This is a genomic window from Treponema zioleckii, assembly GCF_014737315.1.
Lineage (GTDB): Bacteria > Spirochaetota > Spirochaetia > Treponematales > Treponemataceae > Treponema_D > Treponema_D zioleckii.
Genome location: NZ_JPUF01000019.1, coordinates 33,314 through 57,208, shown reverse-complemented (window position 1 = coordinate 57,208; position 23,895 = coordinate 33,314). Strand labels below are relative to the sequence as shown.

General features: G+C 40.1%; 25 protein-coding genes and 4 tRNA genes. 4 read left to right on the top strand and 25 right to left on the bottom strand.

All coding sequences use genetic code 11. From position 1 onward, the window contains the following. Nucleotides 1-14: 14 nt before the first annotated feature. The 12 genes from JI65_RS06805 to JI65_RS06750 form a co-directional block, all read right to left on the bottom strand. Nucleotides 15-94, bottom strand: a tRNA-Leu gene (locus tag JI65_RS06805). 72 nt (nt 95-166) lie between these two features. Continuing rightward, nucleotides 167-239 (bottom strand) — tRNA-Lys (locus JI65_RS06800). Between the two features lie 42 nt (nt 240-281). Beyond that, nucleotides 282-355, bottom strand: a tRNA-Arg gene (locus JI65_RS06795). Nucleotides 356-377: 22 nt separating this feature from the next. Beyond that, nucleotides 378-449: transfer RNA gene (locus JI65_RS06790), tRNA-His, on the bottom strand. 111 nt (nt 450-560) lie between these two features. Continuing rightward, entirely contained in the window at nt 561-3,155 is a 2,595-nt protein-coding gene (gene clpB / locus JI65_RS06785) for an ATP-dependent chaperone ClpB (RefSeq protein ID WP_191014625.1), read from the bottom strand. Between the two features lie 126 nt (nt 3,156-3,281). Next, on the bottom strand, nt 3,282-4,478 hold the full coding sequence (locus JI65_RS06780) for a hypothetical protein (protein WP_191014624.1): 1,197 nt from the start codon (nt 4,476-4,478) through the stop codon (nt 3,282-3,284). 84 nt (nt 4,479-4,562) lie between these two features. After that, a complete protein-coding gene (locus JI65_RS06775) occupies nt 4,563-4,799 on the bottom strand; it encodes a hypothetical protein (protein ID WP_191014623.1) in 237 nt (78 codons plus the stop codon). A gap of 186 nt (nt 4,800-4,985) precedes the next feature. Next, nucleotides 4,986-6,455 (bottom strand): insulinase family protein, encoded by a 1,470-nt coding sequence (locus tag JI65_RS06770; protein ID WP_191014622.1) that lies wholly within the window; start codon nt 6,453-6,455, stop codon nt 4,986-4,988. Beyond that, complete coding sequence (locus JI65_RS06765) at nt 6,421-8,046, bottom strand: insulinase family protein (protein ID WP_191014621.1); 1,626 nt, start codon at nt 8,044-8,046, stop codon at nt 6,421-6,423. Before JI65_RS06765 ends, JI65_RS06770 begins: the two co-directional genes overlap by 35 nt. Continuing rightward, nucleotides 8,039-9,106, bottom strand: coding sequence for a flagellar motor switch protein FliG (locus tag JI65_RS06760; RefSeq protein WP_242457186.1), 1,068 nt, complete (start codon nt 9,104-9,106; stop codon nt 8,039-8,041). Before JI65_RS06760 ends, JI65_RS06765 begins: the two co-directional genes overlap by 8 nt. 259 nt (nt 9,107-9,365) lie before the next feature. Next, nucleotides 9,366-10,076, bottom strand: a complete 711-nt coding sequence (locus tag JI65_RS06755) for a flagellar filament outer layer protein FlaA (protein ID WP_191014619.1) — start codon at nt 10,074-10,076, stop codon at nt 9,366-9,368. Then, the gene (locus JI65_RS06750; RefSeq protein ID WP_191014618.1) at nt 10,076-10,825 is read right to left on the bottom strand and encodes a flagellar filament outer layer protein FlaA; all 750 of its coding nucleotides are present in this window, start codon (nt 10,823-10,825) and stop codon (nt 10,076-10,078) included. Before JI65_RS06750 ends, JI65_RS06755 begins: the two co-directional genes overlap by 1 nt. Nucleotides 10,826-11,155: 330 nt before the next feature. On the opposite strand from JI65_RS06750, the gene JI65_RS06745 reads away from it, so the two are divergent. Then, nucleotides 11,156-12,154: a class II fructose-bisphosphate aldolase gene (locus JI65_RS06745; protein ID WP_191014617.1), complete on the top strand. Its 999-nt coding sequence runs from the start codon at nt 11,156-11,158 to the stop codon at nt 12,152-12,154. A gap of 71 nt (nt 12,155-12,225) precedes the next feature. On the opposite strand, the gene JI65_RS06740 is transcribed toward JI65_RS06745, so the two are convergent. After that, nucleotides 12,226-13,035 (bottom strand): SDR family NAD(P)-dependent oxidoreductase, encoded by an 810-nt coding sequence (locus JI65_RS06740; protein ID WP_191014616.1) that lies wholly within the window; start codon nt 13,033-13,035, stop codon nt 12,226-12,228. Between the two features lie 150 nt (nt 13,036-13,185). Here JI65_RS06740 and JI65_RS06735 point away from each other — a divergent pair, with 150 nt between their 5' ends. Genes JI65_RS06735 through JI65_RS06725 form a run of 3 tightly spaced genes read left to right on the top strand, consistent with a single transcriptional unit; the run spans nt 13,186 to nt 16,656 of the window. Further along, nucleotides 13,186-14,463, top strand: a complete 1,278-nt coding sequence (locus JI65_RS06735; protein WP_191014615.1) for a glycoside hydrolase family 3 protein — start codon at nt 13,186-13,188, stop codon at nt 14,461-14,463. Then, a complete protein-coding gene (locus tag JI65_RS06730; RefSeq protein ID WP_191014614.1) occupies nt 14,447-15,286 on the top strand; it encodes an RsmB/NOP family class I SAM-dependent RNA methyltransferase in 840 nt (279 codons plus the stop codon). Before JI65_RS06735 ends, JI65_RS06730 begins: the two co-directional genes overlap by 17 nt. A gap of 41 nt (nt 15,287-15,327) precedes the next feature. Beyond that, nucleotides 15,328-16,656: an HD domain-containing phosphohydrolase gene (locus tag JI65_RS06725; protein ID WP_191014613.1), complete on the top strand. Its 1,329-nt coding sequence runs from the start codon at nt 15,328-15,330 to the stop codon at nt 16,654-16,656. A 6-nt stretch (nt 16,657-16,662) separates the two neighbouring features. Here the strand turns inward: JI65_RS06725 and JI65_RS06720 are convergent, their stop codons facing one another. The 12 genes from JI65_RS06720 to JI65_RS06665 form a co-directional block, all read right to left on the bottom strand. Then, nucleotides 16,663-17,151, bottom strand: a complete 489-nt coding sequence (locus JI65_RS06720; RefSeq protein ID WP_191014612.1) for a DUF188 domain-containing protein — start codon at nt 17,149-17,151, stop codon at nt 16,663-16,665. Further along, nucleotides 17,141-17,479: a cell division protein ZapA gene (locus JI65_RS06715; protein WP_191014611.1), complete on the bottom strand. Its 339-nt coding sequence runs from the start codon at nt 17,477-17,479 to the stop codon at nt 17,141-17,143. The genes JI65_RS06720 and JI65_RS06715 overlap by 11 nt, the downstream gene beginning before the upstream one ends. A gap of 24 nt (nt 17,480-17,503) precedes the next feature. Next, nucleotides 17,504-18,199 (bottom strand): cell division protein ZapB, encoded by a 696-nt coding sequence (gene zapB, locus JI65_RS06710; RefSeq protein WP_191014610.1) that lies wholly within the window; start codon nt 18,197-18,199, stop codon nt 17,504-17,506. Nucleotides 18,200-18,234: 35 nt separating this feature from the next. Beyond that, a complete protein-coding gene (gene rplT, locus JI65_RS06705; RefSeq protein ID WP_191014609.1) occupies nt 18,235-18,594 on the bottom strand; it encodes a 50S ribosomal protein L20 in 360 nt (119 codons plus the stop codon). 40 nt (nt 18,595-18,634) lie between these two features. Further along, entirely contained in the window at nt 18,635-18,835 is a 201-nt protein-coding gene (gene rpmI, locus JI65_RS06700; protein WP_191014608.1) for a 50S ribosomal protein L35, read from the bottom strand. Nucleotides 18,836-18,869: 34 nt separating this feature from the next. Further along, entirely contained in the window at nt 18,870-19,391 is a 522-nt protein-coding gene (gene infC, locus JI65_RS06695; protein ID WP_191014607.1) for a translation initiation factor IF-3, read from the bottom strand. A 126-nt stretch (nt 19,392-19,517) separates the two neighbouring features. Further along, nucleotides 19,518-20,246 carry a helix-turn-helix domain-containing protein gene (locus JI65_RS06690; RefSeq protein WP_191014606.1) on the bottom strand — a complete coding sequence of 243 codons (729 nt, stop codon included), beginning with the start codon at nt 20,244-20,246 and terminating at the stop codon, nt 19,518-19,520. A gap of 184 nt (nt 20,247-20,430) precedes the next feature. Further along, nucleotides 20,431-21,432, bottom strand: coding sequence for a hypothetical protein (locus JI65_RS06685; protein WP_191014605.1), 1,002 nt, complete (start codon nt 21,430-21,432; stop codon nt 20,431-20,433). A 16-nt stretch (nt 21,433-21,448) separates the two neighbouring features. Further along, nucleotides 21,449-22,258 (bottom strand): MlaD family protein, encoded by an 810-nt coding sequence (locus tag JI65_RS06680; RefSeq protein WP_191014604.1) that lies wholly within the window; start codon nt 22,256-22,258, stop codon nt 21,449-21,451. Continuing rightward, the gene (locus tag JI65_RS06675) at nt 22,203-22,427 is read right to left on the bottom strand and encodes a hypothetical protein (RefSeq protein ID WP_191014603.1); all 225 of its coding nucleotides are present in this window, start codon (nt 22,425-22,427) and stop codon (nt 22,203-22,205) included. The genes JI65_RS06680 and JI65_RS06675 overlap by 56 nt, the downstream gene beginning before the upstream one ends. After that, entirely contained in the window at nt 22,417-23,100 is a 684-nt protein-coding gene (locus JI65_RS06670) for a cell division ATP-binding protein FtsE (protein ID WP_191014602.1), read from the bottom strand. The genes JI65_RS06675 and JI65_RS06670 overlap by 11 nt, the downstream gene beginning before the upstream one ends. A 4-nt stretch (nt 23,101-23,104) precedes the next feature. Beyond that, nucleotides 23,105-23,884, bottom strand: a complete 780-nt coding sequence (locus JI65_RS06665) for an ABC transporter permease (RefSeq protein WP_191014601.1) — start codon at nt 23,882-23,884, stop codon at nt 23,105-23,107. Nucleotides 23,885-23,895 lie beyond the last annotated feature (11 nt).

Sequence of the window (23,895 nt, the reverse complement as noted above, 5' to 3'; positions counted from 1 at the left end):
AACACTAAGTGTTATGCGAGAGAAGGGACTTGAACCCTTACGCCGAAGCACTAGATCCTAAGTCTAGCGTGTATGCCAATTTCACCACTCTCGCAAGCGAGCAATCGGCAACGGACATAAGTCACAATTCCGATTTTTCATGCAACCGAAACAAATCAGCTACATTTGAGCGACCGGGGGTTCGAACCCCGGACCCACAGATTAAGAGTCTGTTGCTCTACCAACTGAGCTAGTCGCCCGACTTCTCTACTTCAATCACAAACCTTTTAGTTAAACATTAATGCGTCCGACACGGATCGAACGTGCAACCTACGGATTCGAAGTCCGTTACTCTATCCAATTGAGCTACGAACGCATATCCTTTTAACTTAAAGGAGGGTGCCTGGAGGGATTTGAACCCTCGACAACCAGATCCACAATCTGGCGCTCTACCCCTGAACTACAGGCACCGTGTAATTGACTTAATTAATATATCAAAAATCGTAACAAAAGGTCAATACACAAATTCAATTTTTTTCAAAATTTTTTATTTTTTTCGTTTTTTTTAAAACTCCTTTTTTTTAGGCAAAAGTAATACGATTTCCGTCGGAAGAAACCTTTATTACCGAGTCCTCGGAATACTTTCCGGCAAGAATCTCTTTTGCCAGCGGATTCTCCACAAGCGACTGCACCGCCCTTTTTACAGGTCGTGCACCGAAAGCCGGGTCATAACCTGCCTCGCTCAAGAAATCAATTGCAGAATCATCAAACTCAATCGAAATCCTTCGAGAAACCAAACGAGATTCCAAACGTTTGAGCTGATTCTTTACGATTCCAGAAATACAAGATTTATCGAGTTTGTTGAACATGACAATCTCATCAATTCGGTTAAGAAATTCTGGCCTAAAACTCTGCTTTAAAAGCTCATCAATTTGATTTTTTACGCCCTTCATTTTTTCATCAGAATCAGCATCAAGAATCAACGAGCTTCCAAGATTACTCGTCATAATGATTATCGTGTTCTTAAAATCAACCACGCGTCCCTGCCCGTCCGTCAAGCGACCGTCATCAAGCACCTGGAGAAGCACGTTGAAAACGTCAGGGTGAGCCTTTTCAACCTCATCAAAAAGAATCACGCTGTAAGGGCGACGGCGAACTGCCTCCGTAAGTTGACCGCCTTCGTCATAGCCAACGTATCCCGGAGGCGCTCCGATAAGACGTGTCACACTGAATTTTTCCATGTACTCTGACATATCGATTCGAGTAAGAGCCTTTTCATCGTTAAAAAGAAAGTCCGCAAGCGTTTTGGCAAGCTCCGTTTTTCCCACTCCTGTAGGTCCAATAAACATAAAGCTTCCGAGCGGACGGTTCGGGTCGTTGAGTCCGGCCCTGTTACGTCGGATTGCGTCGCTAACCACCGTCACAGCTTCGTTCTGGCCAATAACGCGCTCATGCAAGACTTCTTCGAGACGAATATATTTTTGTTTCTCGCTGGTCATCATTTTTGCAATAGGGATTCCTGTCCACACGCTTACGACACGGGCAATATCTTCCTCTGTAACCTCTTGCCTCAAAAGTGACTGTGAAACTCCGTTGTCTTCGGCAAACTGGCGTTTTTCGTCCATTTTTTGGCTCTCGGCAAGTTGTTTTTCAAACTCAGGAATAATCGAATACTTGTATTCGGCAGCTTTTTCGAGATTTCCTTCACGAGTGAATTTTTCCTGCTCAAAACGCGCAGCCTCAAGTTTTTCTTTTAGTTCGCGAGACTTGTTGATTTCAGCCTTTTCGTTCTGCCATTTCAACTTCATTGCGTCACGCTGACTAGAAATTTCGCTGAGTTCCTTTTCAAGTTTTTCAAGCCGCTCTTTTGAAGCATTGTCGCTTTCTTTTGAAAGACTCTGTTTTTCGATTTGAAGCTGGAGAATCTTTCGCTCAAGCTGGTCAAGCTCAGTAGGCTCGCTCTCAATCTCCATTTTTAGGCGGCTAGCGGCCTCGTCAACAAGGTCAATCGCCTTGTCTGGCAAAAATCTGTTCGTAATGTAGCGGTTACTGAGCGTTGCAGCCGCAACAAGAGCTTCGTCGTTTATTTTTACGCCGTGATGGATTTCGTATTTGTCCCGAAGACCGCGAAGAATCGCTATCGTATCTTCAACATTCGGCTCGGAACAATAAAGCTGCTGGAACCTTCTCTCAAGAGCACTGTCTTTTTCGATGTACTTTCGGTATTCGTTTAGGGTCGTAGCTCCAATAACGTGCAACTCACCGCGGGAAAGAGCCGGCTTTAAGAGGTTAGAAGCATCCATTCCGCCTTCGCTCGCACCTGCGCCAACAATCGTGTGCAACTCGTCAATAAAGAGAATAATCTGTCCCTCAGCTTTTGAAACCTCGCTGATAACGGCTTTGAGCCGCTCTTCAAATTCACCGCGGAATTTTGCGCCGGCAACGAGAGTTCCCATATCGAGAGAAAGAAGACGCTTGTCTTTTAGGCTGTCAGGCACATCACCGCTTGCAATTCGGCGGGCAAGCCCCTCAACAATCGCCGTTTTTCCAACACCAGGCTCACCAATAAGAACAGGATTATTTTTTGTACGACGAACGAGAATCTGCATTACGCGGCGGATTTCTTCGTCACGACCGATTACAGGATCAATTTTGTCCTGCCTGGCCCGTGCCGTTAAATCCGTGCAGTATTTTGAAAGAGCCTGCATTTTGCTTTCCGGGTCCTGAGAATCAACCTTGCTGTTTCCGCGAACAGCTTTAAGAGCCTCAAGAATCGCCTCTTTCGTGATTCCGAACTGACGCAGAAGTTCACCTGCACGGCTCGAAGACTCGCTCATGGCAAGAAGGACGTGCTCAACGCTCAAAAAAGAGTCGCCAAGCTTACTCATCACGCCCTCTGCTTTCGCAAGAACTTTCTGAGACTCGCCAGAGAATTGCATGCTTATATTTCCGCTGACTTTTGGATAAGTATTAAGAACTGATTTTATTGCATTGAGCAAATCGCCGACATTCACGCCGATTCGTTCAATCAACGGCTTTACCATGCCGTCTTTTTGCTCGATAAGCGACTCAAGAATATGCTCAAGCCCCACTTCCCCATGGTCATTTTGCTGAGCAATCGCAGTTGCGTTTTGAATTGCGTCCTGAAGTTTTAAAGTAAACTGCTCGTAATTCATATCTGCCTCCTGAAAATTTCCATTGAACTTTGAATTTGAAATCTGAAATCAAAAAATTCATTTTTCAAATTCAAGTTAATCAGAAATTTTCAAAACGGCAAATTTTTCTAACAGCTATAACAAGATTTACTCTTCAAAATCAGAGCTGATTGCAGTATTTCCGATTTCTTCAAAATGCCCGTATTCGCACATCGCGTCAAAAATATTCGCATGTTCGAGAAGCTCCAGATTTTTTCCATTCTTTTTGAAGATTCGGATTTCGCCTTTTCCAGTTCCACCGCCAAGAACGCGAAGCAAAGTGCGCTTTCCCTGCGGAATCTCATAATCGCGCACCAGCATTTCGTCGGCCCGACACATAATATCAAGATCAATTACGAACTTGCCTTTATGAATGCTCATAGACCAGTGAATCTTGTCACCATCTTCGTTTGCAGGCATCTGATTCACGTCGTGGATTTCGGTAAACCTGTTAAAAAAGCTTTTCTTTTCGATTTTGAACGAATGACCGTCAATATTTACGAATGCTTTTAACGCACCATCATATTCGCCTTCAATGACAAAACAAGAATTCACCATTGACTTTCCAGAAATGATACTCGTCATTTTTGAAGCCGAAAGATGATAATAATTCTTCAAGAGACTCTGCCCCCAAGATTTGTCAGAGTAACCAAAAGACGTTCTCGGAGTTACGATATATTCTTCGCCATCAAAGTGGACCGTTCCGCTAAAAGCAGTCTTAATTCCGTATGGAACAAACGAATGGTCTTTTCCAGAGTGAATCATTCCGCATGAAATTTGGCGTTCGAACTTCAAATCCCAATCCATAATGCCGGCATCCGAAGCAATTTCTGGTTTTACGCGCAATTCCTGAGCAGAAACCGAAATAGCCCCAAACAATGCGTTCGGAGCAAAAGTGCATTCCCCAACTTTAAAGCTGCACTCATTTTTCGAGAAGAACAATTCTGAAGACGGAATGAATTTATTCAACTGCTTAGCCGGCATGCCATAAATACCAGCCTTTATAACGACATACGACGGTCGTACGACAATTTCGGTGTCGCCTTTTATCGCAGAATCAGTTCCAGCAAGAGCGTACTGAATCTCATTTTCGTTCAATGCAAGGCGTGATTTTTGTGCAATAACGACAACTTTTGGAGAAATCACAGGATTTACGAGATACATTTCAATAAAGAAATTTCGTTCCTCGCCAGAAATTTTATTTGAAGCGCAGAATGTATATCTCCACCGTTCAAATCCTTCCTGCCGAAGTTTTCCTCGCAATGAATATTGATCGAACTTCTGAAATTTTTTTGCACCTGCCATTTTTGCACCTTTTCTAAAATGTATACAATCTTATTCAATTCTCGGTATAGAAAAAGTACGACTTCACAGATTTTTATCTAAGACTCACGTTTTTTTTGAATCGTTCAAAAATTTATCAAGTTTTTTTCCAATATCAGTTTTTGGTATTGGAAAATTTGCATCCAAATACTCAAAACACTCAACAGCAACTTTTTGAACATGCTCATACCAAATTCTGTACAGTTCAGGTTCAAAATTCTCGCCAGGGTAAGGCGCCCCCTGCACGTCAGAGACAAGTTGCCGCATCATTTTTACACATTTTTTAATTTTTTCGTCTGTCATAAAAATCCTGCTCCAAATAAAAAAAATTCATTAGGTCAAATGTCGAGTTTCTATTTTTCAAATACTGAAATATGTGTCATTATCAGGCGCACCCGATAATCTTTATCGACAATTTATGGTAAGATTCCCGTGACGAACACGGGAATGACAGGCTTTGGAAAAACTCAAAATCGAACCCTTTAAATATTATAAAGGCAATATTGTGATATTTCCAGTTGAAAGCACTTTTTTATTTAAAATTGATTTTCCGGTCAAAAAAGTTCTGTTTTTAAAGCTTGGACTTTGACTGAATTCATAGAGACGCTTAAATCCAGAACGCAAATCTTCAGGTGTCACGTTCAAGGCAGCCGCAAGTTTTCGCTCGCGGTCATCGTCATGGATAGCATACAGAGTCCGCATAAGCGCTGTAGAACCTTTTCCGCGTGGCGTCGTAGGCTGAATCCACTGACTGTAGTAACCCATAAGAGCCTTCTCTACAGAATCTTTGTCAAAATCTTTTTGAGAAGCTTCCAAGAGACACGATTCAAAAGTACTGCAAGAATCCAGTGGATTCGGGTCGCGGTACGTCGCAAAATTCAAAATTCCCGAAACGGAATCAACGTGACAGAACGCTCCGTATGCACCGCCAATCGTCCTGAGTTTTTCCCAAAGCAAATTGTTCGAGAGCCAGTGAGCGCAAACTTCCTCCGCAGGACAGAATTTGCTGTCATAATTGCTGACATTCATGCATTCCGCCGCAAAACCGATTTGTCCAGAAGTGGCAAGAATTTCATTAAGTTTGTCATCTTTTTTCTGCCCGTCAAGAAGAACAAGGCTAAAGAAATCCTCATCCTTAGTGGCAAGTTTTTTTGCAGGATGCCTCAAACCGAGCTGAGAAATAAATTTCGGCAAAATCGAATTCAATTTTTCAATTCCAGAATCTTCCGCAGTAACATGAATAAAACAACCGCTCGAACGAATTTTTTCAAGAATCCGCCTAAAATCCGCAGCATTTTCTTTTTGATCTTTTTCGGCAAGAGACTGAATCGTATAAACCTGCGTTATTCCGTTAAAAATCTCGTCAACGCACTCGCTCCGATTGCACAAAGCCTTTGCCCGCATGGAAGCAAAACTGTGCCCGTCCGGGATTACGCTCGCAAAAATGTCGTTCCGAAGTTCATTCGCAATATCCTGCAAACGTTTTAAATCATGGAAGTCCGTGCCTGTAAGACAGTCCACAAGAAGATTCAAAGCATTTTCATACTCTTCATCAATCATTGAGATTCTAAAGACAAGCCACTCTCGGTCGCACCAATCGTACTTTTTCCGCAATTCCATTGCCTTCGGAGTTGAAAGTGAAGTTGAAGAAATCAAACTGACTCCAAGTCCTCCGGTATGCAGCGCGCAAAGTTCCGAAGTTTTGTCCCAAGGAATATCTTTCCAACCACTTTCAGCAACTGCCTCCGAAAAGAGAGTCAATTTTGGATAATCGCAGGCATTCAGCACATCAACCGGGAAGCCAACGTCAAAATAAATAATGCCGTTTGTATTCTCGCGATTCAAAATGTAAGGAATTTCAGATTCATCAATGCCTTTTAGGAAATTGATTTCGGTCGGAAATTTATTCATTACAGGATGTCCGTCAACAAAGAAATCTTTTGGATTCAAATGAGGCAAGCAAGAACTGTCTTCCGTTTTTTCTTTGAAATTCGTGAAGCTTTTCGCAATCAGCTTTTACGTTTTCAACAGAAGTTTTTTGCATCAAAGAGTCTATAAGTTCTTTTTCGAGACGCTCACGGTTCGCATTGAATTCTTTTGAAGGCGTTACGACAACCAACGACCTTCTAGGATTCTCGATAAGCAATTCCCTAATTTTATTTTCAAGGAAGCCTTTTTCATTCTTGATTTTTGAACGGATTTCTTCGAGAATCGAGCGAAGTTTGAATTGTTTTCTAACATCAAAACCATAAAGCCAACCGAATATCGGGCGATTCATCAGAACCAACGAATACGGGCCGCCACTTCGTTTTATTTCACGCTGAGAAAATTCAAGAGACATCATCGTAGACTGGATATCAGATTCTTTTATGCCCTCGTCAGCGAGTTTTTGCAGTGTGTTTAGCACCAAATCTTCAACTTTTTTGGCATCACCTTTTTTTACGCCTCTAAGTCCAATCGAAAGCATTGAATGATAAATGTAATTCGAAAGTCCAGACTGAGGAGCCATATCCTCGCCAAGACCGCTGTCAACAAGAGCCTTTTGCAACGGGGAGCCATCGTGATTCATCAAAATTCCAGCAATAACCGTATTCAACATACTCTTTTCGGCATTTTCAGTCGGTCCCAACGACCAATTTACAACAACAGTATCGCCAGAAGAACTCTCCTCTTCGCTAGCAGGCCCTTCACAAGCAAATTCGAAAGGAGCCTTTATTTCGACAGGGGTAACATATTTCAAAAACTGATTCAAATTGTCCAAACGATTTTTTTCGGACACCACAATATCCGGGTATTTTTTTTCGAGACGCTCAAGAAAATGCTCCTGAATAAAGTCAAGCTGCTCCTCGGTAGGAATATTGCCATACAAAAAGACAAAACAATTATCAGGTCGATACCATCGTCGATGGAATGCCAAAAATTCTTCATACGTAAACTTCGGGATTTCCAACGGGTCGCCACCAGAATCTTTTTCATAAATACAATCACGCAAAAGACTTATATTGCAGGCATCGCCAGCCACAGAATCAAATGAAGAATAATTTCCTTTCATCTCGTTGTAAACGACACCTTGAATCGAAGGCGTTCCGTTTTCATCTATTTCAAGTCTGTGAGCTTCCTGCAAAAAGATTTCCTTTTCCAACTTCGGAAAGAACACCGCATCCCCGTAAACATTCATCAAATTAAAATAATCGGCTTTTACAATTGAACTTGCAGGAAAAACCGTACGGTCAGGGTAAGTCATTGCGTTCAAATAAGTTTTTACACTTTGATTCGAAAGATTTACGAACGGATCTTTTAACGGAAAATTTTCCGAGCCGCAAAGCACAGAATGCTCCAAAATATGCGCAGCACCTGTAGACTTTTCGTTAGGAGTCTTGAAAGCAAATGAAAAAAGATTTTCAGGGTCTGAATTAACCATATGAAAAACTTCGAGCCCAGTTTTTAGCTGGCGAAGATAAACAACCGTCGAATGATAATCAGCAACTTCAAAAATATCCAAACACTCAAAATCTTTATAATTCTTTCCTTTTTCAATTTTTTCAGACATAAATTTCTCCATCGCGTCCATTTATTATAAAATCACCGGAATCGTAGGCACGACGCAGTGCCGTAAAAAAGGCAGATGTAACTTTTTCAACATCAGCTCTAAGAATCGGTTTTTTGATTTCTTCAAGTTCAAGAATCGAAGCAGCACGGTTAGAAGAAACATTTTTGAGGATTTTTCCTCTAAAATCATCTTTCTTTCCACAAATCAACAGCGCAATATCATCGTCTTTCATGCCACGAAGATAAGTTTGCAAATATCTGTCGCTGCCATTTATAATATCTTCGGTCGTAAATAGCAATTCCCTCAAGTCTGAGCCAAGATTTGGATCCTGCTCCGAAAGCTGATTCAAGATGCCTTCTTCGGCAGACGGTGACATTCTCTTTAGAATCTGAGCCAACGTAGATTTTCCGTCGATTGAATCTGATTTTTGAATTGCCATTTTGTTCATTTTTTGGTGCATGGCATAGTCAACATTTTTCAAAACATCGGGATTCACATTTCGCATTTTCGCCAGACGAACCACCACGTCTTTTTTATCCGCATCTGAAAGTTTTTGAATTACCCCAGCTGATATTTTTGGCTTCAAATACGTAAGTACCAAAGCTTTTACAGCATTTGACTCGTCTTTTAACAAGGTACTCACTTTGTCGGCATCCGCTTCATACAAAAATTCAAATGGCTTCCCCTGCTGAAAAGTCACGGACTCATCCAAGATTCTTTCGGCTTTTACTGTTCCAAAAGCTTTTTGAAGAATTGTCCGAGCTGTATCAATTCCGCCACCTTCCCTCGCCTTTTCAAGAAGACCATTGAATTCCGCAAGAATTTCTTCAGCCTCATCAGCATCAACTTTTTTTATGGAAGCAATTTCAGGAATGATTTTTTCAGTTTGCTCTTCCGAGAGATGTGGCATTATTTTTGCAGCCTCATCAACTCCTATCAAAAGCAAAAATTTTGCCACGCGTCGATAGACGTTTTCCCGACCGTCGGCATCATTTGGCTTTTTCGGAACCATTATAAGTCCACCAGAAGTCAACGTATCAACAGCAGACTGCGTTTCCATATTTACAGGACGATTTTTTATTTTTTTATTTAAGAAGCAGGTCATCAATAGGGGTGTATTTTTTTTTTACCTGAACCAGCATTTTTATAAGCATTAAGCTGAAACTCATTCAATCTCATTCTTATATTTTAATTATAATTATTTTAAGTGACAACAAGAGAATTTATTTTTGTAAAAGTAAAATACAAAGAAACGGAAAAATTACTTTAAAAACAAAAAAAGCCGCCAAAACTGACGGCTTTTCGGTAAATCTTAACGACTACCAATCATCACGCATATCATCTTCATCGCGGTTTTCAATATCATAAAGATCTGTTACTGCACGAAGATCATCAATGTACATATAGTATGTTCCACGAGCAAGGATTGGGTTACAATCAACTCTGAAACCTACAACACGAAGTCCTGGGCGAACACCGTCGTATGCACTTGACTGAATAATTCCATGTTCTCCATCCGGAGTCGGTGGAACAGCAACCTGCATTTTTTTCCATCCGCTGAATCCGAGTGAACCAACATAAAGCTCGAAGTTATTTCCATAATAGTCCTGTACGAGAGCGTACAAAGAATGATCCATATTGCGTCCAGCTACCCACAAAGAAAGAGTCTTTGTTACACCTTCAATAGGAATAGGTCTTGCAGAACGAATAAAGAACGAATTAACTCCACGGCGGAAGAACTCAACTTTTACACCAAGTACTTTAGTATCAACAGCCTCTTCTTCTCCTTTCAAAGGCTCTTTAGCAGCAGGAGAACCAGAGAACAAGCGAGAACTAATTACACCGTTATCAGGAGAAATGGCAGCATTCCAACTTCCTTCCAATTCAAATCTATCAACAGAAACTTCTTTAAGAGCCTGTCTAGCAGAATCGTTTCCAATTACAGTTGGATCTGGAGAAGCAAGGCTTTCCTGTGCAAACATCAAACCTGTAACTGATAAAGCCAATACAGTAGTAAGTAACTTTTTCATTATTTTGCATCTCCTGTAGAAGTATTACCATTTGAGCTTGAAGAAGAATCTCCGAAGTCAATATCACGCAACTCATAACCGTCGAATATGTTGCTCAAAGTATTTGTTGTGTACTTGAGCTGATCAAAGAAGATATTGAAATCATCAACATATTCATCAGGATCTGTGTGAACTCTAAAACCTACAAACATCATAGATTTTGGACCACTGCGAAGTCGTGAGTGCTGTCTAAGATAAGAAGGAACAGAAACAATAACATTTCGCCAGCCGTCGAATGTCAAGTTTCCAGCAGGAAGTGTGTATACACGTCCATCTGCATCACGTACAAGAAGGTCGATATAGTACAAATAATTTGCACCCCATACCCAGAAATCAATCTGAGAAACATTGCCAATCAAAGCAATTTCAAAAGGCTTTCCATCTTTCTCAGGGTATACTTCAAACCAGTTTTCACCCTTTCTGAGATAGCTTGTTTTTACACCAAGCACTTTTGGAGATGAATCACCATTTGCATTTAATGCTTTGAGAGAATTAGGCTGTCCATCAAAATACTGCATTTTTGGATAACCTTTCTCTGCATCGATAAAGTGACTTGCCTGTACATTCCATGTCCATTCATTGTCACCTTTGTTGTCGAAAGTATCAACAACAATTGTCTCTACAGCTCTATTGCTAGGTTGAGCGGCTGCCGGAAGACAGAACGCAAGCAAAAGAGCAAGACTGGTAAAGACTACTGCGCCCTTTTTCATTCAAAACTCCTTCATTTTTGTATCTCCACCTTGTATAAAGACACAACATTTATCATCAAAGTTGAAAATCAACTGATAATTAATTTATTATATTTCGCGTGTTTATCTTTGTCAAACAAATAATCCAATGTTTTACAAGAGCAAACCAGAAAAATCATAAAAAAGCCTTAAAAATCCAAAAACATGACGATTTTTCTTGATTTATTGAAAAAAACAACATAAAATTTCTTCATATTAAAATCGGCTAGAATTTTTGGATTCTTTATTTTAATTTAAACCGTTTTTGACGGAACAATTAAAATTCGGTTCTAGCGATAAAGGAGTTTTTTTATGGTAAGTTACAAAGAACTTGGACTTGTAAACACAAGAGACATGTTCGCGAAAGCTATCAAAGGCGGCTATGCAATTCCTGCGTACAATTTCAACAATATGGAACAGATGCAGGCAATCATTCAGGCATGTGTAGAAACAAAATCGCCTGTAATTCTCCAGGTTTCAAAAGGCGCACGCCAGTATGCGAACGGTATTCTTCTTAGAAACATGGCTAAAGGTGCTGTAGAATATGCACACGAATTGGGATGCGATATTCCGATTGTTCTTCACCTTGACCACGGTCCAAGCTTCGAAGTTGCAAAAGATTGTATCGACAACGGATTCTCATCAGTAATGATTGATGGATCTTCTCTTCCTTATGAAGAAAACGTTGCTCTCACAAAGAAAGTCGTTGACTATGCTCACCAGCATGATGTTACTGTAGAAGGCGAGCTCGGCGTTCTCGGCGGTGTAGAGGACGAGGTTTCTGCAGAAGAAAGCCACTACACAAAGCCAGAGGAAGTTCAGGACTTCGTTTCAAAGACAGGTGTTGACTCGCTCGCAATCTCAATCGGAACTTCTCACGGACGTTGCAAATTCACTCCAGAGCAGTGCACTCGCAACGCTGACGGAATTTTGGTTCCACCGCCATTGGCATTTGACGTTCTCGAAGAAATCGAAAAGAGAATTCCAGGATTCCCAATCGTACTCCACGGTTCATCTTCTGTACCGATTGAATACGTAAAAATCATCGAGCAGTTCGGCGGGAAAATTCCAGACTCAGTAGGAATTCCTGAAGAACAGCTCCGCAAAGCAGCTAAATCAGCAGTTTGCAAAATCAACATCGACTCTGACGGACGTCTTGCAATGACAGCAATGATTCGAAAAGTGTTTGCAGAACATCCAGATGAATTCGATCCAAGAAAATATCTTGGACCTGCTCGCGACGAACTTAAGAAAATGTATGCTCGAAAGAACATCGAAGTTCTCGGTTCAGCAGGACATGCATTGGACTAGTCAAAAACTAGCCTAAAGCAAAAAGACTGTCAAATTGAAGTGTTCTTCAAAAGTTGACAGTCTTTTTTTTATTATTTTGAATTGTCGTAAGGCCGCTTGTTAAAAAGATAAGTATATCTTGCCCCTGCATAGCGGCTCACAAAATGACTCATAAACGCCGTGATTTTCCATTTTAATGCCCACAAAACAATCAACTTCCCTTTCTGAGATTTTTTAAGGCAGTGTGCAACGACTTTTACGGGATCTTTTCCGTGCAGAACCTCTTTTCTAGCTCCGTTCGATGCAACGTTTGCAAAATCGGTGCTGACGGAACCTGGGCAGAGTGCGGTAACTTTCACGCCCTTCTCTTTTAATTCGGCGGCAAGCGCGACAGTAAAGCTCAGGACATACGCTTTTGTGGCCGCATAAACCGCAAAATTCCCAAGCGGAAGAAATGAAGCCAAAGAAGCAACATTTATAATTTTGCTGCCCTGCTCAAGATACGGCAAAACCACGCCACAAATGCCGGTGAGCGACGTGCAGTTCAAATCAATCATTTCAAGTTCACGCACGAGCGGCGTTTCTTCAAAAGGACCGTAAGTTCCGAATCCTGCATTGTTAATCAAAAAATCAATTTTAAAATCTTCGGAAGCTTTTTCCCGAAGGAACAACTCCTTAAATTTCCAAACGCCACTTTCACCTGAAATATCGAGAGAAAAAACTTTTATTGCGCAAGATGATTTTTTTTCGCGAACAACATCTTGCATTGCATTTTCAAGTTTTTCAAGATTCCTCGAAATCATCCAAATCTCATAATCTGAATCATTTTTTAAATAAAGCTGACGGGCAAATTCCTTTCCCATTCCAGAACTCGCCCCTGTAATAATCGCAATTTTCTTCATAAAAAAATTATAAAGTAAAATCAGCGAAAGGAGTACAAAACATTAAAAAATTTAGCTATACTTTTTTTTCGTTTGTTAAAATCAATCTTAAAACCAATTTCAATCATTTTATCTGTCCAATTATTTGTTTCCTGCCAGAAAAATATATCGTTGCAGGAAAAAACGAACAGCGCCGAAGAAGAAAGAGCAATTGCAGAAGCTATAAAAGCTTCTAAAATCGAAGAGGCAAAAAATGAAGCCATAAAAAACTTTGTTGGCTCACTTTCCCCGGACGAGAAATTTGCCCAGCTCTTTCTTGTAAATATAGAAGGAAATGAAAAATTTCGAAGCGTTGAAAACACGAAAGACAAAAAACCGCTAGTTCCGGGAGGCTGTCTTTTATTTTTTCCAAACATTTCTGACAATGCCGAAAAAACTTTTCAGTTCATAAAATCAATCAAGGATTTTTATGTTCAGAACAACCTTGTTCCTCCATATATTGCAACCGACCAAGAAGGCGGAGACGTCGTTCGGCTCAGAAAAGTGACTTCCAAGTTCTTGTCACAAAAAGAGATAGCTCAAAATGCCTTAAAAACGGACCAGGCTGTTTGTGAATATTACGAAACTCAGGCAAAACAAATGGCATTAATCGGGTTCAACATGAATTTAGCTCCCGTAGTCGAAGTTGAAACAGATTTCAATCATGATTTTTTGGATACCAGAACATTCGGAAATCTTGAAAATGTTTTAAAATACGGAAAAATCGAAATTGACGGATTTGAAAAAAATGGTATTGCCACGGTTCTGAAGCACTTTCCGGGGAATTCCAGCACAGATCCACATACAGGACTTCCGTCAATCACATACAGCGACTCAGAAAAGGAAATTTATTTTAAGCCATTCGAGGAATTACTAAAATCAAGTTCCGCGGTTTTGATGAGCCATGCAATCGTAAAACCATACGGTTCGCAAGAAAAAATTTATGATTCGCCGGCCTGCCTGTCTTATCATTGGGTAACGCAAATCGTGCGCGAAAAATATGGCTTTGACGGACTTATTTTTTCTGACGATATTTTTATGGGCGCGCTCACCGACAACGGGTTTCCGCCCGAAAAAGCTGCAATCGAAGCAATAAACGCGGGCATAAACGTAATTATGCTCTCTGAGAAAAAATTCGGAACGGTTTCAGAAATTCTCCAAGCTGAAGCAAGCAAAAACGAAGTTTTCAGAAAAAAGATTGAAAAATCCGTTTTTAGAATCATAGAATATAAAATCAAAACAGGAATTTTAAAATTTGAAGAAATTTCAAAAGATTCGTCGAACGAAGATTTCAAACTAAAATTTATCGTAAAAATCAACGAAGATTTTTCAAAGGAATTCGACAAAAAACAATTTTCAAACGCTTACGAAAAAGGAATGAATTTGATAAACCATGAAACAGAAAGATAAGTCTCAAAAAATGCAAGGCGAACAAGGCTTTGATGAATATTACAGAAATATTTACAAGGAACGCTGGGAATCACTAAAAAATTCACTTTACGGCGAAAGCGACCACAAAAAATTTTTAATCGGCGAAAATGAACCATATTTTTTGGATTCAGGAAGCATACGCTGCGCCGTAACACTGCCCCTGAAAGGAGCAAAAAAGATTCTTGATTTATGCGCGGCTCCAGGCGGAAAAACGTTGATTCTTGCATCCTGCATGGACAAAGATGCCACATTGCTCTCAAACGAACGCTCTTCGGACAGATGTGCTCGCCTAAAAAAAGTCTGCGACACGTGCCTACCAGAATCTATTCGGCAGCGAGTTGACGTTTGCTGCAAGGACGGTGCCAAAATGTGCCTTTCAAATGGCGAGGCGTTTGACAGGATTCTTTTGGACGCACCGTGTTCATCAGAGAGGCATGTGCTTTCAAGCCCAAAATATCTTGCAGAATGGTCACCTTCAAGAATCAAAACGCTTTCAATGGCACAGTGGGCACTGCTCTCCTCCGCTTACAGAATGCTCGTTCCTGGAGGATATATTTTGTATTCAACCTGCGCGTTGACTGACGAAGAGAATGATAAAGTAATCGCAAAGCTCTTAAAAAAATTTGGCGATGCAGAAATTCAGATGCCTGAAATCAGCAGCAATGTAAGTTCAGTTTGCGACACGACGCTACCAGAATATGAAAAAACAGAATTTGGCGCACACATTTTGCCAGACAAAGCAAACGGGGCAGGACCATTATATTTTTGTCTCATAAAAAAAGGCGAAAAATCTGCAGAATAAAACCTTAGACTAATCTTTAATTTTGGAGTAAAATCTAATTTATGACAGCAACTGAAAAAGAAAGTAAGCTGAAAGCGATTCTGGAAACAGAACGGCTTTTGAATGAAATAAAAGATACAGATGTTCTTCTCGAAAGGATTCTCACAGAGGCGCGTAGCATCGTAAATGCTGATGCAGGCTCGATTTACGTCATTGAAGATAAAACACCTGTAAAAAACGAGGATCAGATACAAGAACCTATACAACCCCCAAATTCCGAACAATCTGTTTACCTAAAAAATAAAATTCTTCGCATAAAATACGCACAGAATGATACTCAGCTTAAAAAACTTGAACCAGGCTCAAAATCACCCTATGTGTACTTTACATTCGACATAACTGAAAAATCGATTGCAGGATACACCGTACTTTCCGGAAAAATCGTAAATTTACCAGACGCATACTGCATCGATGAAAGTTGTCCGTATTCGTTTAATGCCAGCACTGACAAGGCGATGAATTATCGAACAAAATCAATGCTCACAGTTCCGCTCATAACAACGAACAACAAAACTCTCGGAGTTCTTCAAATCATAAACGCCCAAAATGAAAAAGGTGAACAAATTCCATTCGATGATGATGCAATCTTGTTTATAAACCATTTTGCCTCAAGTGCAACACAAGCGTTGGAACACGCCTATCTCACAAGCAACATGATTATGCGTATGCAGCGAATGGCAGAATATCGTGACCCAAAAGAAACTTACCAGCATGTACAGCGGGTTTCAGAATTTGCAAAAGAGATTTATGACAAATGGGCTATCTCCAAGCATATTCCAAAAGAAGAGATGCAAAAATATGGTGATATTTTAAAAATTGCTGCAAAATGCCATGATTTAGGAAAAGTCGGAGTTTCAGACGTAATATTAAAAAAGCCTGGTCCAGGAAGATTTACCGAAGAAGAACGAAACATTATGAAAGGTCATACTTGCATCGGTGCAATTTTGTTTACGGAACCAGAATCAGAACTTGACAGCATGGCTCTTGAAGTTGCATTGCGCCATCACGAATGGTGGGACGGAAGCGAAAATGGCTATCCAGGAAAAATTAACTATAATCAATACGTCACAGGCGAGCCAGTTCCAAAGGCAGAACCGTTAAAAGGAACAGAAATTCCGCTTTCCGCACGAATAGTTGCAATTGCCGACGTATTTGATGCGTTAAGCCACAAGAGGGTTTATAAATCCGCTTGGTCAGTTGATGACGCATTCATAGAAATTCAGAAACTTTCAGGAAGGCAGTTCGACCCCGAATTAGTTTTGGCTTTTCTTTCGATAAAAGAACGAATTTGTGCCATAAATTCCCGCTGGGAAAGCAAAGCCGGCGACTAGCTTTTCTTAAAGTTTTATATTGTAAATCTCGTTCATCACGTGTGTTTGGAATTCCCTTTCAAACACCGCGATGAATTTCTTTATCTCTTTTTCACCGTAATAATTATTTTTACCGCCACCAAAACCAATTGCAGAAAGATTCATGCTAAATTCACGCTCACGCAATCTGTCCTGAATATTATCCTTATTAAAAATAAGCCCTCTGTCATTCATAACAGTAACTTTTTTTTCAACAAGTCTTTGAGCAAACAGAATGTCGCGTGTAACAACAATATCATTCAAAGAAGAATTATCAAAAATATGATTATCAGCGGCATCCTTGAGATTTTCAACGATAATAAGATTTATAAAAGGATTATCAGTAGGCAATTCAACTTTTCGGTTGGCAACGACATTTATCAAAAAAGATTTTGATTTAGAATAATTGAAAAGAAAATCTTTCACTTTTTTTGGACAAGAATCACCATCGATCCAAACAATGAATTTATATGCCATCAACAAGCACCTTATCCAATTTTCTAATCATTTCCAAAGTAAGTCTTGAAACCTTTTCTTCGTTTATTGCATCAAAACTTGCAGAATCATCTTTTTTTTCAAGTTCATGCCCAATTTTTAAACTTTTTGATTTTTCTTTATACAATTCATCGCAAAGCATTATCCCTGCCAAGATAGAAATCTGCAATTTGCTTGACAACGAACCGCTTTCGATTATTTGGTCTGTTATCTGATTATAGTAATTTAAAAGCCGCTCAAGGTAGGCATCATCCTCATTTGCCTTTATTGCAAACGAAGTTCCTAGCACATTAATTTGTAAAGAGCCCATCCAGACTTACCTACCGCAAAAAAATTAGAAAATATCGAACAATTCTTGTTTTTTATTTTCCTGCAAGTCCTGAACATTCTCAGAATCGTTAGAAGACTCAACGACCTCTGCAGAAGAAGAATAGATTTGATCAAGCTGAACATTCTGAACACTTGCAGACTGAATTTCAGGCTGAGCGTCAGTTTCCTGCATTACAGGTGCCTCCGCAACCTGCTGCTCTGGAATTTCAGACACAAGTTCATTAGATTCTACAGTTTCAGACACAGGCACATCAACAACTGATGTTTCAACAACCTCATTCGATTCAGGAACTTCCTGTTCTACTTGTGGCTCCGGCTGAGTCTGCTCAGCAACAACAACTTGCTCTGAAACTTGTTCTTCTACAGCTGAAGTTTCATCCTGAACCTCAACTGTTTCTGAAACAGGTGTGCTTGTTGTACTTGTAGCCTCATTCGTAGGAACTGCAAGCACAACATTTTCAACAGTATTGAGTTGCTGAAGGGCTTTAATGATTCCTTCCTCGATTCGGCTCTGTTCCGCCTCAAAAGTTGAGAACTGCTCCGTTTTAGCAGAAAGTGCGTTTGTGAGCTCTGCGCATTTGCTACGCAAAGCAGCATTCTCTGCATTAAGCTGTGCATTAACTTCTGTTAACTTAGAAATTTTTGCAACAGCGCTCTCAACCTTTTGCTCCAGAAGTAAAACCTGTTCAAGTGAAATCATTTTATAGCCCCTCTTCTATAAACTCAAAATCTAAACTAAGCGTTCAATGCTTTTTTTGCAGTCTCAACTACAGCTTTGAAAGCTGCAGGATCTTCGATTGCAAGGTTTGACAATGCTTTTCTGTTCAAAGCAACGCCAGCTTTTGTAAGGCCGTCGATAAAGCGAGAATATGACATTCCCTCATCTCGTACAGCTGCGTTGATACGTGCAATCCACAACTGGCGGAAGTCGCCTTTTCTGTCGCGGCGGTCAACGTAAGCGTGTGAAAGAGCCTTTACAACGCCGTCTTTAGCTGCTTTATAGTTTGTTCCGCGTCGTCCTGTAAATCCTTTTGCAAGTTTAAGGATTTTAGCACGACGGTTATTTCTTTTTGTTCCATCTACTGCTCTAGACATTTCAATCTCCTAAATAATGATTTACGACCAATCTAAAAAATTAGCCGTATGGAAGCTGCTGTTTTCTGATTCTTGCTGCTGAAGCTTCAGAAAGGATTCCAGCGCCACGAAGGTGCATCTTACGTTTAGAAGATTTCTTTGTCAAAATATGACGAAGGTTCATCTTCTTGTACTTTACTTTTCCGCTAGCTGTGAGAGAAAAACGTTTTGCAGCGGCTTTCTTTGTTTTCATTTTAGGCATTTCTATTACCTCATTCCTTAATCTGACTTATTGATTATTTTGCCTTAGCATTCAAAGTCATTGACATAAATCGACCTTCCATTGCGGCAGGCTTCTCTACGACAAATGAATTCTCAACAAGCCGTTTCAATACTTCGTTCAATACATCATAGCCGAGTTCGGTATGAGCCAACTCACGACCTCTAAAACGAATCGTAACTTTAACTTTATCGCCCTCGTCAAGGAATTCTTGAACATGTTTTGCCTTAGTATCAAGGTCACCAGAGCCGATTTTCGGCTGCATACGGATTTCCTTAATCTTAAGGGCTTTTTGGTTTTTGCGGGAATCACGGAGTCTTTTTTCCTGCTCAAACCTGTATTTACCATAGTTAAGTATTTTACAAACCGGCGGATTTGCCGTTGGTGAAACTTCAACAAGGTCGAGTTCGCGCTCTTTAGCTAACTTGAGAGCCTCCACTGTAGGCATAATGCCATTCTGCTCCCCTTCATCGTCAATAAGTCTGACCTCGCGCACACGAATCTGTTCATTGATTCGCAATCCTTTTGTATCTGCCAACGATCCTCCTAGTGCCACTAAAGACACCACGTTTATAAAAATATGTTCTTAGATAATATCAGAAAACAGCAATTACTGTCTAGCTAGAATTTATCTTATCATCAAATTATAAAGCATTTTTTATAATTATTTCACACTGTCCACAACAGTCACAAGACGGTACTTACCTTTGTTGGTACGAATAATCTTGAAGTTTTTGAAGTGCCCGTTTTTTAACAACTTACGAACCCTCGAAATATAAGAATAAACTGAAGACAGATTGAGCTTAGAATTTTCTCCCATATACTCGGTTATTTCGCTTAAGGAAACATCCCGATTTTTATTCAAGATAAAAAATTGCAGGAGATTATTCAGCACAGGCGTAAGATTTGATTCAAGTGTCAGACGTTCAAGTTCAAAAGTTTTATCTGCACCATTACAAGTCTTTTCTCCAGAATCACTTACACAGACAGTAAAATTTTCGATTCCACGCTTTTCAACATAATCATTCAAGCGATTCAGAAGCGGAAAAAAGCAACTAACTCTGTCATAATCGCAATAATCCATTCCACAACGGCTTATAAGACGGTTTATCCAACGAGAAACGCGCCCCGCATTGTGTCCGAACGGGTCATTAAAAAACACGATTGGAATTTTATCGCCTTTTTTATTTTTGGAATCGAAAAAATAATCAATACACTCATTAAAGAATCTGACATCAAAAATCATTATGTCAGGAGCAACTTTTCCAGATTTTAAATCGAGCATCAGCCCGACAGCATCTTCGTACAAAGCGCACTCATCGTTTTCCTCAGCGACGAACATAGAAAGTTCCGACGCCATATTAAACGAGCGACATGCAAAAACAATTTTCATTCACTTTTCCCATTTTTAAATTGCCAATCTTAAAGAAAAATCCAAAAGATAAGCGAGATTTTTCTTTAAGATATTAAAATATTGAGACAAAGTGAATATGTCACTGTTTTTAAAATATAATTTCTTAAAAATTTATTATTATTTCCAAAAAATATCTCAATTTTCTCTATTCAGAATCATAAAGTTAAAGTCCGTTCGATTGATTCAGAGAATTTTTTTCGGCTTCACGGACTGAAATTTTTTCTTCAAGTTCAAGTTTTAACGCCGATGCCTGAGAAGCCTGAAATTCATTTCCGATAACGGTATAAATTTCTTCCGCCCACTCTGCGGAGTTTTTTGCAAGCATAAGTTCTTCGTCGGTAATTTCTTCGCCTTTTGAAAGAATTTTTGCATGAGCGAAGTGGTCAGTCGCGATTCCTGTTGAGTTTTCTGCAGCTCGGTCATATTTTAAAGCAGTTTCGATTGCTTTTACGGCCTCTGATTTTTTTCCAGCCTGCGAGCAAGCACGAGCAACACTGTACCAGTCAAGTCCGATTTCAACCAGATACCGATTTTTCGTGTGAACTGCGGCAGCCGAACGATAACTTTCCTCAGCATTTGAAAAATCCTGCGCAAGCATATAAATATCGCCCTTGATTCGTTTTAGATAAGCAAAATACCAGGCTTCTTTTTGAACAGACTTTTCGGTAGCAGAAAGTTTTTCAATATAAGCAGCGTAATCCGTGCCAGACTGAGCGATATTCAAACGGACTTCGTAAATCGCGCAAATTGCGGAAAGAAGATTTTTTCTCTCGGAACGATTCGCGAACATCTTTGCTTTTGAAAGCATAACTTCAGGCTCAAGAGTAAGGAACGACGACTCTTTTTCTACGGACACGCCCAAGCCCTGAACCGTGATTTTATAAGAAATTCCAGAGAGAAAAATGCGTGTAAGCAAATCAGAATCGTCGATTGAAACCGCATAATTATAAGCCTGAACGAGATGCACAGCCCCATCTTCAATTTTTCCGGAAATCAGTTCTGAATTGGCAGTCTCGTAACGCTCATCCGCCTTTGAAGCAATTTCTGTTATCTGCATAGCCCGCTTAGGAGATGATGAACAAGAAAAGAACGCTGACAAAAGGACAAGTCCAGCCGCAATCAAAAGGCAATTTTTTGAACATCTCAAATTTTTCATCTTTTTCATCGTTGTCTCCTACTTTTTAAAAATCCGTATTCCTGAGCTGGATTGTTGCAGAACTTTCGTTTTTGCGGTTAGGAACGCCTCCACGAATAAGAGGATTATTCTTAACGCCTGTAAGCACGTCTTCAACGCCCACAAGAACAGTGTTGAGTTCTTCAAGAGCCTCCGTAACCTCTGGAGTTGCATTTCCGATGAGTTTATCAGCATTCGAAGTAATCGAAGAAATATTCGTAATTGTATTCGTAAGGTCGTTTGCCATTTGAGAGCCAAGCACACCAGGAACCACGCCTTCAGGATTTCCAAGAATATCCTGAATCTGAACAAGCAACGTATTAAGTTCGCTCGTCATTTCTGGACCGAGCAATCCAGGAACCGCACCGTTCGGATCGCTCAAAATGCCCGTCAAATCAGCAATATTTTCGATAATGCCAGTAAACGGAGTGTCTCCGTTACCTGCAAGCGCATCGTTTATATTCTTTACGAGGAGAGTCACATTATCAAGAAGCGCGGAAACCTGAGCCATAAGAGCACCGATTGAATCAGTCTGCTTGTTGATTTTATTTTTTCCATCATCAATAATTTTCTGTCCGAACGGAGAATCGATTCTGTAAATTTCGGATTCCGTAGGAATAGTCTCTTCGCCTTCGCCAGGATGCAGTATAAAAGAAGAACCAAGTCCAATCGGACTTGAAATAAGCTCAACCAAAGAATCCCCTTTTACATAATCAAAATAATCGCCAAGAACGTAATAATCAACGCGAACCATGTTGCCTTCAAGACTTACAGACTTTACTTTTCCAATAGAAAATCCTTTGTACGTCAAATCCATTCCTGTTGAAAAACCCGCCCCCGAATACAAAAAAAGTGTAATAAGAATTTTTTTTGGCAAACCAGTTTTGATTCGCACCAATCGCAAAAATAAGGACTATAAGCGCCGCAATCGCAGCCAGAGATGCAACACCGACAATTTGATCTGCGTATCTAATTTTAAATTTCATATTCTATCTCCTGGACAACTAATTCACCTTTTTCTAATTCATACAGTTTTCCGTTCATTTCGTTAATAAAATTACTGTTATGGCTTACAAAAACAACAGTATTTCCATCGGCAATGAATTTCTGCAAAAGTTCGATGATTTCTGCCGAACCGCGCTGGTCAAGAGATTCAGTACATTCGTCAAGAAAAAGAACTTCAGGCTCGTTAATCAACGCACGGGCAAAAGCTATTTTTTTCTGCTCGCCCATTGACAAATCAACAGGACGAAGTTCAAGCGGCCGGTCATAACGCACCGTCTCACAGATTTTTTTTATTTTTCTCATGCGCTCTTCATTAGACATCTTAGGGGACTGAGTTTGCAAAGGAAGCATAAGATTTTGCTGAATATTCTGATTTGCCCACAAAGCCGAATCCTGAAAAACAAACGAACATTTTTTTCGGAAAAGTTTGTTCTGAAAATTATTCATGGTCTGAATATCCTTTCCGTGAAAAAGAACGTGACCAGACGTTGGAACAAGGATTCCGGCGATAAGTTTTAGGAGAGTTGACTTTCCGCTTCCAGACTTTCCTACAAGACCTGTAACGGTCCCCTTTTCAATCGTCAGGGAAATTCCCCGAATGATAGGCTGCGAACGAGAATCAAATTTTACATTTTGAAGTTCAAACAAAGACATTTTTTTATAAAATATACGGCAATGCAACAATTACAACATCTGCAATAATAATTCCGACAAAGGATTTACTAACAGCAGAGATTCCAGCGACAGGCACTTCGGTAGAGGCACGCTCAACATTAAATCCATAATAAGTCGCCGTGATTGAAATTACCATTCCAAAAACAACGCTTTTTATGATGGAAGTCAAAATCATTGAGATTGAAAAACATTTTAAAATGTTCGAAAAATATCCGTTAACAAGAATCGGGTTAAACAATTTCCCAACGATTTCTGGTCCCAAAATACCGCAAAAAGAAAAATAAAGATTCAAAAAGAATACAGAAAGCGTTACGCCCAAAAAACGCGGAGCCGCAAGATAATCAATCGGGTCAACGCCAACGGAAATATAACTTTCGATTTGATGAGAAGTGACCATGCCGCCAAGTTCGGTGGCAATCGCGGTTGCAGAACGCGCCGTAACAACGAACGCCACGAGAATCGGTCCCAACTCCCGCACGACCATAACAAGCAGAAGATTGTAAATAAGACCGCTTTGGCCAATTGAAAGCAAAACTGAATAGCCGACGAGAAAAAGCCCCGCCCCAAGTGCCGCCGAAAGAACCGCGATAATCGGAAGTGCTTCAATAAACGTAAAGAGAAGCTGCATTACGAGGATTTTTCGGGCAGCCTTCTCCTTGCTTATAAATGCGAGGGAAGAAGTCATGATTCTTCCGATGTAGCCCATAAGATATGGAACAGAAGCAAATCTTTGTCTTACATGAACACCTAACTTTTCAATCATATTAATTAGTA

Coding starts and splice junctions, on each gene's coding strand:
- JI65_RS06680 (WP_191014604.1), bottom strand. CDS start 22,258: ATGGATTTGACGTACAAAGGATTTTCTATTGGAAAAGTAAAGTCTGTA.
- JI65_RS06665 (WP_191014601.1), bottom strand. CDS start 23,884: ATGATTGAAAAGTTAGGTGTTCATGTAAGACAAAGATTTGCTTCTGTT.
- JI65_RS06730 (WP_191014614.1), top strand. CDS start 14,447: ATGAAACAGAAAGATAAGTCTCAAAAAATGCAAGGCGAACAAGGCTTT.
- JI65_RS06675 (WP_191014603.1), bottom strand. CDS start 22,427: ATGAAATTTAAAATTAGATACGCAGATCAAATTGTCGGTGTTGCATCT.
- JI65_RS06775 (WP_191014623.1), bottom strand. CDS start 4,799: ATGACAGACGAAAAAATTAAAAAATGTGTAAAAATGATGCGGCAACTT.
- JI65_RS06750 (WP_191014618.1), bottom strand. CDS start 10,825: ATGAAAAAGGGCGCAGTAGTCTTTACCAGTCTTGCTCTTTTGCTTGCG.
- JI65_RS06745 (WP_191014617.1), top strand. CDS start 11,156: ATGGTAAGTTACAAAGAACTTGGACTTGTAAACACAAGAGACATGTTC.
- JI65_RS06780 (WP_191014624.1), bottom strand. CDS start 4,478: ATGGCAGGTGCAAAAAAATTTCAGAAGTTCGATCAATATTCATTGCGA.
- JI65_RS06715 (WP_191014611.1), bottom strand. CDS start 17,479: ATGGGCTCTTTACAAATTAATGTGCTAGGAACTTCGTTTGCAATAAAG.
- JI65_RS06765 (WP_191014621.1), bottom strand. CDS start 8,046: ATGTCTGAAAAAATTGAAAAAGGAAAGAATTATAAAGATTTTGAGTGT.
- JI65_RS06720 (WP_191014612.1), bottom strand. CDS start 17,151: ATGGCATATAAATTCATTGTTTGGATCGATGGTGATTCTTGTCCAAAA.
- JI65_RS06725 (WP_191014613.1), top strand. CDS start 15,328: ATGACAGCAACTGAAAAAGAAAGTAAGCTGAAAGCGATTCTGGAAACA.
- JI65_RS06740 (WP_191014616.1), bottom strand. CDS start 13,035: ATGAAGAAAATTGCGATTATTACAGGGGCGAGTTCTGGAATGGGAAAG.
- JI65_RS06690 (WP_191014606.1), bottom strand. CDS start 20,246: ATGAAAATTGTTTTTGCATGTCGCTCGTTTAATATGGCGTCGGAACTT.
- JI65_RS06685 (WP_191014605.1), bottom strand. CDS start 21,432: ATGAAAAAGATGAAAAATTTGAGATGTTCAAAAAATTGCCTTTTGATT.
- clpB (WP_191014625.1), bottom strand. CDS start 3,155: ATGAATTACGAGCAGTTTACTTTAAAACTTCAGGACGCAATTCAAAAC.
- zapB (WP_191014610.1), bottom strand. CDS start 18,199: ATGATTTCACTTGAACAGGTTTTACTTCTGGAGCAAAAGGTTGAGAGC.
- JI65_RS06670 (WP_191014602.1), bottom strand. CDS start 23,100: ATGTCTTTGTTTGAACTTCAAAATGTAAAATTTGATTCTCGTTCGCAG.
- JI65_RS06760 (WP_242457186.1), bottom strand. CDS start 9,106: ATGGAAACGCAGTCTGCTGTTGATACGTTGACTTCTGGTGGACTTATA.
- rpmI (WP_191014608.1), bottom strand. CDS start 18,835: ATGCCTAAAATGAAAACAAAGAAAGCCGCTGCAAAACGTTTTTCTCTC.
- rplT (WP_191014609.1), bottom strand. CDS start 18,594: ATGTCTAGAGCAGTAGATGGAACAAAAAGAAATAACCGTCGTGCTAAA.
- JI65_RS06755 (WP_191014619.1), bottom strand. CDS start 10,076: ATGAAAAAGTTACTTACTACTGTATTGGCTTTATCAGTTACAGGTTTG.